Raw genomic sequence first — 12,995 nt, 5'->3', positions numbered from 1 at the left:
AATCAACCGATCCGCCAACGCCTCCAAGTGGTGAAAGTGGACGCTGAAAGCGGCGAAACCATTACAATGGACCATGCCCACTTTAAGATTTATGACCGCCAAACCCAACGCTTTGTGACCATGGAAAAACCAAATACCCTAGAAAAAACGGACATTTTTGTCACGAATGAAAACGGGTATTTTATTATAGTGGGATTTCTTTGACAAAAGAAAATGAAGTCTGTATAGTGTTTTAGGATATGCCATACATTAAGGTACGTCCTACAATGAATGAAGGAGCGTTCACTTTTATATGAAAGTATTTGATTATGAAGATATTCAATTGATTCCCGCAAAAGGAATTGTCGATAGTCGTAGTCAGTGTGACACATCCATCGAATTCGGTGGCCACACCTTTAAATTACCCGTTGTTCCAGCCAATATGGAAACTGTTATCGATGAAAAATTAGCTGTCTGGTTCGCTCAAAATGGTTATTTTTATGTGATGCACCGTTTTGATGAACCCGGACGTCTGCCTTTCGTTGAAATGATGCAAGAGCAAGGACTTTTTGCCTCAATCAGTCTTGGCATTAAAAAAGCTGAATATGATTTCGTGCGTGAACTTGCACACAAAAACTTAGTCCCTGAATATATTACCATTGACGTAGCACATGGCCACAGTGATGGGGTCATTCGCATGATTAAATTCGTCAAAAAACATTTGCCCGACTCCTTCCTTATTGCAGGAAATGTTGGAACACCAGAAGCCGTACGCGATTTGGAAAACGTTGGTGCTGATGCGGTGAAAGTCGGCATCGGACCTGGAAAAGCTTGCACAACTAAATTGAAAACGGGCTTTGGCACTGGCGGATGGCAACTTGCTGCACTTAATAATTGCTCAAAAGTTGCACGTAAGCCACTTATTGCTGATGGTGGCGTGCGAACAAATGGCGATATCGCTAAGTCAATTCGTTTCGGTGCTTCTATGGTTATGATCGGCTCTATGCTATCTGGACATGAACAATCCCCTGGCGATATTATCGAAATTGATGGGCATAAATATAAACAATACTATGGCTCTGCTAGTGCTGCCCAAAAAGGGAAACGCGAAAATGTGGAAGGAAAATCTATGCTACTTCCTTACAAAGGAGATATTGCAGATACCTTGAAAGAAATGACCCAAGATTTGCAATCTTCCATTTCCTATGCAGGGGGACGCGACTTAGATGCCATTCGTCGTGTTGACTATGTTGTAGTAAAAAATTCCATTATGAATGGTGAAACCTATAATGCTTCGGGTATTGATATGCCAGAAAGCTTGGCAGGGAGTAATTTCCGACTACCATAATAATTAACAAAAAATGAGCAAACATCTGCGAGTGATCTCAATTGAGGCGCTGGGGTATGCTTGCTCTTTTTTATTTAGGTCCACAGATGGATGGAAAATTATCGCTAATTTTATTATAATAGAACATGATTTTTAGGAGGTGAAGAGCAATGATCGCTTTTATTGAATCTTTTTTAGGACATCAGGAAGTAGATACCGTCTTTAAAGCTTTTGGAGCTTATCATATTTTCTGGTTGATAGTGGCCATTTTTTGTATGCTATATTTCGCACATCGCAAAAGAAATCCACGTGTCGAAAAATATCTAGCCACCATTGTCTTTGTCAGTCAATTATTGTCCATGGTCTGGTATATGGGTGGAAATTCTTTTTGGTTGGATGGTCTGCCCCTTTATACATGCCGCATTGCTGCGATTTCTTTTGGATTCGGTTACTGGTATCGTAGTTCTTTTTTAAAAGCATTCGGCACTTATTTAGGTTTTGTAGGAGGGATTATTGCCCTATTGAATCCTGTTTTTTATCCGCTACAGATTTGGCATTTTTGTAATATTAACTTTTTTATTTTTCATGTGGCTCTGCTTAGCTTGTCTAGTTATTATCTTAGCCATTATGGCGATTCCATTCGCAAACAGCAACGCCGCGTTCAAGTTGCCGTCTTGCGCTGTATGTTAGTTATCGCCGTTGTGAATTTTTTCGTGGGTAGTAACTATTCTTTTGCATCCTCTGCACCATTGTTCCAAGATTTCTTTGATCGCTTTTCATGGTTGACTTACTTTTTTGCATTAAATGTCGCTTATCAATCTATGATTTTAGCAGAAGGGAAACTTATTAACTCGCAGTGGATCAATAAAGCCGCCGATATTGACTGGCGAAATATTATTCCAAGTAAAAAGAAGTAATCCTTTAACATCAAAAAAATCCCCCATGAAATGGTCAATGTCATTTCACGGGGGATTTTGCTTTTTAAGTTTAGGATCATTTTTATGCATACTTAAGCAGCATGTGCTTATTTATAGGGAGGGGTCTTCTTTACGCTGTTCAATAAATTGCAAAATCTCTTCGACTACTTGCGCAATGTCTTTATTCTTTATGCACAAATCGGCACATGCAAGTGGTGTCAATTCTTCCGTTTCTTGACAATAATTTAAGCGACGGGCAATAAAAGCAGGCGATTCCCCGCGCTGAAGCATTCGCTCTTTTAATTGTTCAGGAGTCATCTGAATATATATGACCGCTGTTTCTTGAGGGAAATTGGCCTTCACAGCTGCGGCACCACGCTGATCCATCGCTAGATGCACCACATCTGTATCTTTTAATTTATTTTCAATTTCTTTTTTTGTTAAGCCATAGCGATAGCCATTATAAGATGTTTGTTCAACGAAATCTTCTGGTGCCATATGTGCTACATCTTCAAAAAAATAGTCAACACCATCTTTTTCATTCGCACGAGGTGGTCGCGTTGTTGTCGTTACTAGCTTAAGATAACCTGCTTGCGACAGATATTGGCCAATGGTCGTCTTACCACTGCCACTTGGACCTACAAGCACAATAATTTGCTTTCTTCCCATCCTAAGCCCTCCTTTTTCAAAGAGTAGCATACTCCATCATTTTTTTCAAAAATGATAAAGTCATCTCATTTTTAAATAAAGCAAAAAATTTAGTATAATAGGAGCAGTAATTAAAAAAGTAGGGATGAATATGTCAGAAATTATACAGATCATGGGGATACTCTATTTATTTATTATCAATGGTGCTGCTTTTTTCGCCTTTAAAACCGATAAGAAGTTGTCACAAACTCACCATCGCCGCATTTCCGAGCGCACACTGCTTTTATTAGCACTCCTAGGGGGATCAGTTGGGGCAGAATTTGGGATGCAACTTTTTCGTCACAAAACACGAAAACCCCTCTTTCAAATTGGGATTCCACTCTTAATCATTCTCCATGTCTTTTTATTCAAATTAATCACACAACATTAAAAAATAAGAATAGGATAATGCACACACTCTTTACTTAAGCAGATGCCTATTCTCTTTTTTATTTTTTAATGAATAAAAAAAGAAGCGGCACATGTACCGCTTCTTTTTATTATTGAGTTACTTTTTTGCCAGCTGCAGCTTCAAGAAATGCTTGGCGATCAAGCGCAGGCACCATGCTTCCACCTGTTGCCCAAGCAATGTGCGTTGCATTTTCCATTTTGTCTTCTAAATGGTGTGCCTTCAAATAAGCTTGCCCCTCAGCTGAGGTAATCAACTTAATAGGTCCAGGAATTCCAGCAACTGCTGCTGGTTCTAAGAAAATATCTTCTTGTTCCCATAAATTCTTCAAAAGTGCTTCAAATGTATCATCCGTCAAAGTATAACCGCCACTGAAATAATGGTTCATCATCTCTGCAACGAGTGCACTTGTGCGTGGAACGGCAAGTCCGTCTGCAACTGTCAGACCACCTTGACCAATTTCATCGACTGATACTTCAGCATATTGTTGTGTTGTCAATCCTAGGATCATGCTTGGCATCTTCGCAGGCTCGGCAAAGATACAATGCACATGATCGCCGAAAGCTTGTTTTAAGCCGAATGTAATTCCACTTGGCGAACCGCCAATTCCACAAGGCAAATAGACAAATAAAGGATGGTCCGCATCGACATGAACATTCGCTTGTGCGAGTTGTTTTTTCATGCGATAGCCACCTACTGTATATCCTAAAAATAACTCAACGGAATGCTCATCATCCACAAAGTAACTCATCGGATCAGCTTCGGATACTTTGCGTCCTGCTGTAACAGCTTCGGTAAAGTTCGTTTCATGCTCGACGACTTCAACGCCACGTGCACGTAAATATTCTTTCTTCCATTCTTTGGCATCTTTTGACATATGAACTGTTACATCAAAACCAAAAGCGCGTCCCATTGTTCCAACTGAAATGCCTAAATTCCCCGTTGTGCCAACAGTTAAATTGAATTTACTGAAAAATTCGCGGAATTTTTCTGAATTGAAAATAGCATAATCAACATCCGTTGACTCTAACAAACCATACTCTAATGCTAAAGTTTCTGCATGTTTTAAGACTTCATAGATTGCCCCACGTGCCTTAATCGTACCTGAAATTGGCAGTTGGTCATCGCGTTTTAGCAAGAAGTTGCCAGGAATTTGTACTGCATATGTTGCTTCCAGCCACTCTTTCATTGCCGTCAACGGTGTAATCTCGGATTCAATTAATCCATTCGTTGCTTGCGTGCTTGGAAACGCAAGTTGAATAAAAGCTGCAAATCGTTGCCATCGTGCCTCCACATCATCGACATCTTCTTGTGAATATTTTATCGTCTTAGCTGCTTCTTCAAGAGGCAACCAGCGCGGATTCATCCAGAAGAATTCTTCACCTTTTTTCATCTTTTCGCGTATAGATGCAGGAATATTTGTTTCATGTAACAATAGAGTCACTCCTTTTAGCTTTTAAAATCGAAATTAGTATATCATAATTCACAAAATATTAAACCTGATAACTGTTTTAAATTAAAAACTAAAAATTCAGTGTAAATCTTGCTATAATAAATAAGAATAATTAAAGGAGGCACGTCATGGAAGCTGAAATTTCCAAAGTTTTGGACTTGTGTGCCGGAATCGGTCGGCTACTTTTGGAAAACGGTGCAGAAACTTACCGCGTAGAAGATACGATTTACCGCGTTGCTACACATTATGGTTTTAAAAATGTACACGTTTTTTCTGTTCCCAATACGATTATTTTTACCGTTGAAACACCGGAAGAGCACGAACATACCCGGTTGCAACGTGTTTTTTCTCGCGATACGAATTTGGGGAAAGTTCGAGACGGAAATGAATTGTCGCGCGCCATTACAGCAGGTGGCGTAACAGTAGAAGAAGCTCAAGCAAGACTCGATGCAATTAATCAATCTAAAAACTTCTATTCTCTTGGATTCAAGGCCTTTATGGCTGGGCTATCCTGTGCATTTTTTGCTCTTATTTTTTCGGGAGGACTGCCCGAATGGCTCATGTCTTTCGGTGTCGGTGCTGCGGGCTACTCTGTTCATGCACATCTTTCAAAAATGACTAATGTGCAATTTTTCTCAGAAATGATGGGGTCTTTTATCATCGGTTGGCTGGCTGTTTTATGTTCTTTTTTTATTTTGCCAAACAATATTAATATTGTAATTATTGCCTCCATTATGCCACTTGTTCCAGGGCGTGCGATTACAAATGGAATTCGCGACCTGATGGCTGGTGATTATGTATCTGGACTGAGCATTATTGCTGATGCATTGCTAAGTGCGACAGCTATTGGTGTCGGCGTTGCTGGTGTCTTGGCCATGATTTAAAAGGAGTGGATGATGTGTTAAATTTCTTTTTGCAATTATTTTCTGGTTTTATTACGGCCGTTGGTTTTTCTATTTTGTATAATGTTCCCGCCAATTTACTCCTTTATACGGGGATCGTGGGAGGCGTTGGCTTTATTACGCATTACAGTCTGGCGACTTATGGTCATGTGAATAGTTTTGTTAGCATGACTGTTGCTAGTTTTTTGATTGGGATGCTTAGTCAACTTTTCGCCCGAAAATTACGCACCCCTGTCATTATCTTCACTATCCCAGGCATTATTCCCCTTGTTCCAGGAGCTGCTGCCTACAATATGATGCGCTTATTCATTGAAGGGCATGCCAATACAGGAATCAGTTATGCAACGGAGACGCTTTTAATCGGTGGGGCACTTGCACTCGGATTAGCACTAAATAGTGCATTCTTCCAATTAATCACGACCCGCGATTTTCTAAAAAAAGGACGCCGTTTTTTCCCTTAATCATTATAAAAAAAGCAGCTACTCCATATATGGAGTAGCTGCTTTTTGTCTTATTATAATGCTTTTCGATTTGAAATTACTTGACTGGCAGTAATAATTGCCGTTTTGTAGACATCCTCCGCATCTGCCCCGCGCGATAAGTCAGAAATTGGCTTGGCCATCCCTTGTAAGATAGGACCGACTGCTTCAAATTGTCCCAAACGTTGGGCGATTTTATAGCCGATATTGCCTGCTTCCAAATCAGGGAAAATAAAGACATTAGCTTTTCCAGCAACATTTGATTCAGGTGCTTTTTTCTCGGCAATATCTGGCACAAAGGCGGCATCAAATTGCAATTCACCGTCCAATGCAAGTGTCGGGGATTGTTGTTTTGCAATGGCTGTCGCTTTACGCACTTTATCAACATCTTCACCTTTGCCACTACCCTTAGTAGAGAAGCTGAGCATTGCAACTTGTGGAGCAATTCCAAAAGTTTCGGCCGTTTTTGCTGTTTCAATGGCAATTGCTGCTAGTTGCTCTGCATAAGGTTTGATATTAATGGCACAGTCCCCAAATATATAAGCTTCATCGCCACGCATCATTAAAAAGGCTCCTGACATTAATGGCGTATTCGGTTTTGTCTTGATAATTTGAAGTCCTGGGCGCACTGTATCTCCCGTTGAATAAATGACACCTCCGACTAACCCATCTGCAATGTCTTGTTTGACGAGCATTGTGCCAAAATAGTTCGTCTGTCTTAATAATTCACGTGCCTGATCTTCCGTTACTTTTCCGCGGCGAATTTCGACCATTTGTGCAACCATTTCTTCAAATGCTTCATAATGGTAAGGATCTATTATGCGAATTCCGTCCAAAGAAATATCATGAGCGTCCGCCGCATTTTTAATTGTATCTGCATCTCCCAATAAAATTGCATCAACGAGCTGCTCTTTTTTTAAACGGGCGCTCGCTTCTAAAATACGCACGTCCTCCCCTTCTGGGAAGACAAGGGTAATCTTTTGGTCACGAATTTGTTCTTTCAATGTTGAAAATATATTCATCACAAACCTCTTTCTTACTTATTCATTCAATATTTATTATCTTAAAAATTATACAACAAATCTCCGCTATGACGGAAATGAACGCGACTCATTAATGACAATCGGCAGTTGCCAATCGATTGGTTGTTGGTGCCATTGCTTAAGATATGCATTCGCCTTTGAAAAAGGACGTGAACCAAAAAAACCGCGATAAGCAGAAAGTGGACTTGGGTGAACACTTGTAATAATAGCATGCTTGCTTTCATCAATTTTTGCACGTTTTGCTTTGGCAGCACTACCCCATAAGATGAATACCATCGGCGTTTCGCGTTCATTTAATTTCTCAATGACGAAATCTGTCAGCTCTTCCCAGCCTTTTCCGCGGTGGGAATGGGCCTGATGAGCTCGAACTGTTAAGACAGTATTGAGCAAGAAGACACCTTGATCAGCCCAATGCTTTAAATAGCCATGTGCCACAGGGCGTGCTCCCACATCTGCCTCCAATTCTTTATAAATATTTTGCAAACTTGGAGGAAGTGGTACACCTGGCTGCACTGAAAAGCTGAGCCCATGCGCTTGATGCGGGCCATGATAAGGATCCTGCCCCAAAATAACTACTTTTACGCGCTGATACGGTGTCCACTCAAAAGCTGTCCATAGATCATACATTTGCGGATAAATGGTTTGCGTTCGATACTCCTGTTTTAAGAATTCTCTTAATGATCGATAACTAGGTTGTGTCATCGCCTCTTCTAAAATCGGACGCCAATCATTATGAATGGGCAAATTCATTTTCTCACCTTCTTCATCTACTCTTGCATGTCGTTCATACTTCCTTATCTATCCTACATAAAAATAAGTGAATTTTTCAAGGGCATCGTCAAAACTGTTCATTTTTTAAAAAAAGTGATACACTAAAATCAAATTTTGAAAGGGGACTTCTCTTATGACAAATCAACCAAAAATTACATTGACAATTGCTGGAAATGATGCAAGTGGCGGGGCTGGAATTGCTGCTGACTTGAAAACATTCGCCGAATATGGAACATTTGGAATCGCGATATTAACGGTCATTGCGACAATGGATCCGCATGATCATTGGAAACATCATGTCACACCACTTTCAGCAGAACTTGTAACACAACAATTAGAGACAGCCACTTCAGGAGCAAGTGTCGATGCCTTTAAGACAGGCATGCTACCAAATGTTGAAGTCATTCAAACCATTGCCGACCATATTCGCACGCATCAATTGAGCCATTATGTCTGCGATCCCGTCATGGTCTGCAAAGGGGAAGATGAAGTCTTAAATCCTGAAAATGCAAATGCTTTGCGCGATATATTGACACCACTTGCCACCATTGTAACGCCTAACTTGTTCGAAGCGGCACAAATCGCTCAAGTCTCACCGATCCATACTATTGAAGAAGCAAAAGTAGCAGCGAAAATTATTCATTCCCTCGGAGCAGAAAATGTCATTATTAAAGGCGGAACGGCACTGTCTGATACTGAAGCCATTGATATCTTCTACGATGGCCATGAATATGTTCTACTTCGTGAGCCACAAGCTGCTCATTCTGCTAATCATGGGGCTGGTTGTACTTTTGCAGCAGCTGTTACTGCTGGTTTGGCACAAGGATTAAGTCCACTTGAAGCCGTTAAAAAAGCGAAAAAATTCGTAACTGCCGCCATCGTTCATGGTTTTGAATTCAATGAGTTCGCATATCCTGTCTTTCATAGTGCCTACCGCTTATTCGAAGAAAAGTAAACATTTCTATGTAGTGCCGCTCATCTCCAATGCATGTCCCTTCTTTTTTGCCAAGACGTTATTATGGCTAAAGAGAAAAGGAGGAATAAAATGAGCGAAGAATTATTAGCAAGCGTGGTGACCGCCATTTCAAATGTCGGCTTTCCAATCTTTTTGTCTATTTATTTGCTGAACAAAATGGAAACGAAGATTGATGCAATGATCACAGCCATTCAAGAGTTAACGGTTGCAATTCGCACAAATCAGCCATTTTAATCAGCACAAGGGGGGGGATATTCTTGCAGCAACTATTTATTCATGAGGCACCTCAAAAAAGTCGTGCAACATTTTATGTGACAGATTCATCTGGCAAGGTGAAGTTTGTGATTGAGGGAAAAACTCATCGACTGCATGATACTTTAAGGCTTGTCAACCTTGACAATGTCGTCTTATTCAAGGCCGAGCAACGTATTATAACGCCTTTTTCGACCTTTGACATTTATAAAGGGCAACAATCATCCTCCATTGCATGCTTTGCGAAGCATCCCAACTTCTTCAACTGGCAGTCTCCTTACTACACGCTGACACCCTACGATTGGAAAGTAACATGCGATTTTAAGGCGGAGCATTACCTTATGCACAATGCACATGAACAGCTACTCATGGAGATTAGAGGATGTATTACATCAAGAGGTCGACAGTTGCTCGTGCTCATTAACTCTAATGAATATGCGGCAATTTATTCGCTGCTTGCTGTATTAATTGAGCATTATGCCCACAATGATCTAAAAGAATGGGAATTTAAAAAGAAATTATCCTATGATTTTGGTTGGCTAAATTTCACAAAATTAAGTCCCAAAGTGCCAAAATCATGACCATTAAATAAAAAAGAGGAAAGCAATTAATTGCTTTCCTCTTTTTATTTAGTAATGTGCAATTTTATCATTTATTTGTTCAAGCAGTTGCTGCATATTATAACGCAATGTCTCCAAAGCAGTCACTGTTTTTTTAATTTCTCGTTGAACGCGCAAATCTGTAAAAGGATTATCTACCCAGATATCCAAAAAATGGCCCCAAAAAGTGTCACTAATTTCTGCAGGCAAGTCGATTGTCACATCGGTTAACTCTTGTTGCAACTCGCGCAACAAAGGCTCGATAGCTTGAATTTCATGATTTGCTACTTTTATCTTGTCGCGCTTAAGTCCACTGAAGAATATACTATTAAGAAAGATATCCCACATGCCATAAGATTTTGCACTACTTAAAGTTTGTAATGCTAAGTCAATATGTTCAAGCACTTCTTCTATTGTATGGTGGGCTTTTGATAATTGTGTCAATTGTTCCATTATAATCCCCTTTCACTATATCGTAATCTTATTTATCGCATCTTCTTAACTTTCATCGCATGTAGGTGAATCCTCTTCTGCTGCAAGCTGATAATCCGCTAATGTTTCTTGAATCTTCTCAGCGGTCGGACGATTGATGCCAAGGTCTACAAGGTCTTGAAATTGTGCTTTTTTAATGTCGACCACTGATGAAAAATGACGTAACAATTTCGTACGTGTCTTCGGCCCGACTCCTGGAATATTATCAAGAATGGATGACAAACTATTTTTGCTACGGACGCTGCGGTGGAAACTAATCGCAAAACGATGGACTTCTTCTTGAATTCGCTGAATCAAGTAGAAAGCTTGACTGCGTGGATTGAGTGGCACAACAGCCAATGGCTCTCCAAAGATTAATTCTGCTGTTTTATGGCGGTCATTCTTAACCATTCCAGCAATTGGTATCGCTAGTCCCAACTCATCTTCCAATACTTCTTGAGCGGCATGAACTTGAACCTTGCCCCCATCCATCAAAATCAAATCTGGTAATGGACGCCCCTCTTTTAAAAGACGGGAATATCTTCTTCGAATAACTTCTTGTGTCGTAGCAAACTCATTACTACCTTCTACCGTCTTAATATGATATTTACGATATTCATTCTTATCTGCTCGTCCCTCATAAAAAGATACCATCGCTGATACAGGACTCGTTCCTTGAATATTTGAATGGTCAAATGCTTCAATACGTGCAATATATGGTAGTCCCAATGCTTGCGAAAGCTCTTCAGAGGCACCCGTTGTTCGCAGTTGCTCCATTTCAAGCAGATGAAATTTCTGTTTTAATGAGAATTCAGCATTTTTTCTTGCCATTTCTAAGACTTTTCGTTTTTCGCCACGTTTTGGAATATGCACTGTCGTCGCCAACACCTCTGAAAGTAGCGACACATCGACCCCCGCTGGAACATAGACCATTTTAGGAATCATATTGTTCGTATCTTGATAATATTGCAGAATAAAGCGCATAAAGTCCTCTTGCGGTGAATTTTTTAATGGATACATCGCAACGTCGCGCTTAATAAGGGTCGCCTGACGAACGAAGAATACTTGGAAGGAGATCCAGCCATTGTCTGCATAATAATTAAAAAAATCACGTGGCACAAAATCATTAGAAATAATCGACTGTTTCTCAACCGTTGCTTCAATATATTGAATTTGGTTGCGGAATTCCGCTGCTGCTTCATAATTCATATGTTCGCTAGCATGTTCCATTTTTTCTTGCAATGATTTTTTGATAGGGGCAACATTGCCATTTAAAAAGGACTTAATACGACGAATTTGTCTGGCATATTCTTTTTTAGATACATAATGATCACAACAGCCGATGCACTGTCCCATATGATAATAAAGGCAGGCACGTTTTTGATGCAATGGACAGCTACGCAATGGATATATTTTTTGTAGTAATTGTTGTGTTGCCACTGCGGCCCCCACATTAGGATAGGGTCCGAAATATTCTGCTCCGTCCTTTTCCACTTCCGATGTAATCTTAAGTTGCGGATGTCGCTCATTGGTAATTTTCAAATAAGGATAGGTCGTGCCGAATTTCAACAAAATATTATAACGCGGCTTGTGCTTTTGAATAAGTGTTACCTCAAGGAGTAATGCTTCTTTATCCGAGCTGGTCACCATTAAGTCAAAATCGCGAATTTCTTGCACTAATAAGGCCGTCTTGCCTTCTTTTTTTCCGCGAAAATAAGCACGCACCCGATTCCGTAAATTTTTTGCTTTTCCAATATAGATAATTTTGCCTTGGGCATTTTTCATAAGATATACACCTGGAAGTGTTGGAACTGTTGCCAATTTTTCTTCAATAAATTTCGTTGTCATCGCACCCCTCCTCTCGTTTTTATTTATTATAACAAAAATTGACGTCCACTTTTATCGGCATGTTTATCGTGTCATTCTATTACACATGTGATACACTGAATGCAAACTAGATAGAGGAGGATAAAAATGAAACAGTTTCATGTAACTTCGGAATTTTTTGATATTTTCCCAAAAGCTCATATTTATACATTGCACTTAAAGCATTTTGAACAACCAAGCCATGAAGCTTTTAAGCAAGAGATGGCTGATCTTCTGGAAGAGGCTAGTCTGAAAGCCCATCAACACGTACCACTAGATCCACTCTCCAAAAATGCAGCCGTTGCAGTGTGGCGCGATGCCTATAAGCAATTCAAAAGTAAAAAAGGCGCGCGTGCTTCAATTGAAGCGCTACTCAAACGCATTAAAAAAGGGCATATTTTTACACCTATCTTACCCATTGTCGATATTTATAATTCGATTTCACTGGAATATGGTGTGCCTGTGGGTGTGGCAGATATCGATCAGCTTGTGGGAGATGTATCCTTAGGTGTCGCAAAAGGTGGCGAAAGTTTCCGACCACTTGGCGAAACAAAAGACGATCCCGCATTGCCTGGAGAAGTCTGCTACTATGATGATGCAGGTGCAATCTGTCGCAATTTTATCTGGCGCGAAGCGCAGCGAACAATGATGACAGAAGATTCCCACTGTGCCATCTTAATCATTGAAGCTGTCTATCCAAGCCAATATGCCGTTTCAGAAGCTGCCCAAAAAGCATTGGCAGAACGTCTCGAAAAATATTTGAATGTCATTCCTGAACTGCATGTCTTAACAAAAGATTGTCCGAGCATTCCTATTCCATAATATGCAACAGGAGCCATTCCTATGGCAGGCAGACTAGTGCAT

General features: G+C 40.2%; 16 protein-coding genes. 10 read left to right on the top strand and 6 right to left on the bottom strand.

Annotated elements, in window-relative coordinates; genetic code table 11:
• The 3 genes from C231_RS08670 to C231_RS0107400 form a co-directional block, all read left to right on the top strand.
• Nucleotides 1-204: hypothetical protein (locus tag C231_RS08670; RefSeq protein WP_026314413.1), on the top strand; the 204-nt coding region annotated here is incomplete at its 5' end.
• 88 nt (nucleotides 205-292) lie between these two features.
• The gene (locus C231_RS0107405) at nucleotides 293-1,327 is read left to right on the top strand and encodes a GMP reductase (RefSeq protein WP_018659989.1); all 1,035 of its coding nucleotides are present in this window, start codon (nucleotides 293-295) and stop codon (nucleotides 1,325-1,327) included.
• A 149-nt stretch (nucleotides 1,328-1,476) separates the two neighbouring features.
• Entirely contained in the window at nucleotides 1,477-2,223 is a 747-nt protein-coding gene (locus C231_RS0107400) for a TMEM164-related integral membrane acyltransferase (RefSeq protein WP_018659988.1), read from the top strand.
• 111 nt (nucleotides 2,224-2,334) lie between these two features.
• On the opposite strand, the gene C231_RS0107395 is transcribed toward C231_RS0107400, so the two are convergent.
• Nucleotides 2,335-2,892: a guanylate kinase gene (locus C231_RS0107395; RefSeq protein ID WP_018659987.1), complete on the bottom strand. Its 558-nt coding sequence runs from the start codon at nucleotides 2,890-2,892 to the stop codon at nucleotides 2,335-2,337.
• Between the two features lie 130 nt (nucleotides 2,893-3,022).
• Between C231_RS0107395 and C231_RS0107390 the strand changes: the two genes are divergently transcribed.
• Nucleotides 3,023-3,301, top strand: a complete 279-nt coding sequence (locus tag C231_RS0107390; RefSeq protein WP_018659986.1) for a DUF1294 domain-containing protein — start codon at nucleotides 3,023-3,025, stop codon at nucleotides 3,299-3,301.
• Nucleotides 3,302-3,410: 109 nt separating this feature from the next.
• On the opposite strand, the gene C231_RS0107385 is transcribed toward C231_RS0107390, so the two are convergent.
• A complete protein-coding gene (locus C231_RS0107385) occupies nucleotides 3,411-4,754 on the bottom strand; it encodes a D-serine ammonia-lyase (protein ID WP_018659985.1) in 1,344 nt (447 codons plus the stop codon).
• 146 nt (nucleotides 4,755-4,900) lie between these two features.
• On the opposite strand from C231_RS0107385, the gene C231_RS0107380 reads away from it, so the two are divergent.
• A complete protein-coding gene (locus C231_RS0107380) occupies nucleotides 4,901-5,656 on the top strand; it encodes a threonine/serine exporter family protein (RefSeq protein ID WP_018659984.1) in 756 nt (251 codons plus the stop codon).
• Between the two features lie 14 nt (nucleotides 5,657-5,670).
• Nucleotides 5,671-6,135: a threonine/serine exporter family protein gene (locus C231_RS0107375; RefSeq protein ID WP_018659983.1), complete on the top strand. Its 465-nt coding sequence runs from the start codon at nucleotides 5,671-5,673 to the stop codon at nucleotides 6,133-6,135.
• A 53-nt stretch (nucleotides 6,136-6,188) separates the two neighbouring features.
• On the opposite strand, the gene pta is transcribed toward C231_RS0107375, so the two are convergent.
• A complete protein-coding gene (gene pta, locus C231_RS0107370) occupies nucleotides 6,189-7,175 on the bottom strand; it encodes a phosphate acetyltransferase (RefSeq protein WP_018659982.1) in 987 nt (328 codons plus the stop codon).
• A 66-nt stretch (nucleotides 7,176-7,241) separates the two neighbouring features.
• Entirely contained in the window at nucleotides 7,242-7,946 is a 705-nt protein-coding gene (locus C231_RS0107365) for a uracil-DNA glycosylase (RefSeq protein WP_018659981.1), read from the bottom strand.
• A gap of 154 nt (nucleotides 7,947-8,100) precedes the next feature.
• Here C231_RS0107365 and thiD point away from each other — a divergent pair, with 154 nt between their 5' ends.
• The 3 genes from thiD to C231_RS0107350 all read left to right on the top strand — a co-directional run bounded on the left by thiD (nucleotide 8,101) and on the right by C231_RS0107350 (nucleotide 9,776).
• Nucleotides 8,101-8,922, top strand: coding sequence for a bifunctional hydroxymethylpyrimidine kinase/phosphomethylpyrimidine kinase (gene thiD, locus C231_RS0107360; RefSeq protein ID WP_018659980.1), 822 nt, complete (start codon nucleotides 8,101-8,103; stop codon nucleotides 8,920-8,922).
• A 90-nt stretch (nucleotides 8,923-9,012) separates the two neighbouring features.
• Nucleotides 9,013-9,177 carry a YvrJ family protein gene (locus tag C231_RS08495; RefSeq protein ID WP_018659979.1) on the top strand — a complete coding sequence of 55 codons (165 nt, stop codon included), beginning with the start codon at nucleotides 9,013-9,015 and terminating at the stop codon, nucleotides 9,175-9,177.
• A 23-nt stretch (nucleotides 9,178-9,200) separates the two neighbouring features.
• Nucleotides 9,201-9,776 carry an LURP-one-related family protein gene (locus C231_RS0107350; protein WP_018659978.1) on the top strand — a complete coding sequence of 192 codons (576 nt, stop codon included), beginning with the start codon at nucleotides 9,201-9,203 and terminating at the stop codon, nucleotides 9,774-9,776.
• 48 nt (nucleotides 9,777-9,824) lie between these two features.
• Here C231_RS0107350 and C231_RS0107345 read toward each other — a convergent pair whose 3' ends face one another.
• Together C231_RS0107345 and uvrC are read right to left on the bottom strand one after the other, a co-directional pair.
• Nucleotides 9,825-10,247: a hypothetical protein gene (locus C231_RS0107345; protein ID WP_018659977.1), complete on the bottom strand. Its 423-nt coding sequence runs from the start codon at nucleotides 10,245-10,247 to the stop codon at nucleotides 9,825-9,827.
• Between the two features lie 45 nt (nucleotides 10,248-10,292).
• The gene (uvrC, locus tag C231_RS0107340; RefSeq protein WP_018659976.1) at nucleotides 10,293-12,113 is read right to left on the bottom strand and encodes an excinuclease ABC subunit UvrC; all 1,821 of its coding nucleotides are present in this window, start codon (nucleotides 12,111-12,113) and stop codon (nucleotides 10,293-10,295) included.
• A gap of 126 nt (nucleotides 12,114-12,239) precedes the next feature.
• Here uvrC and C231_RS0107335 point away from each other — a divergent pair, with 126 nt between their 5' ends.
• Entirely contained in the window at nucleotides 12,240-12,953 is a 714-nt protein-coding gene (locus C231_RS0107335) for a B3/B4 domain-containing protein (protein WP_018659975.1), read from the top strand.
• Nucleotides 12,954-12,995: the final 42 nt, after the last annotated feature.

It is taken from the genome of Allofustis seminis DSM 15817, from assembly GCF_000374325.1.
Classification (GTDB): Bacteria; Bacillota; Bacilli; order Lactobacillales; family Carnobacteriaceae_A; genus Allofustis; species Allofustis seminis.
The sequence above is the reverse complement of the archived record's forward strand: the minus strand, read 5'-3'. Positions and strand labels throughout refer to the sequence as shown.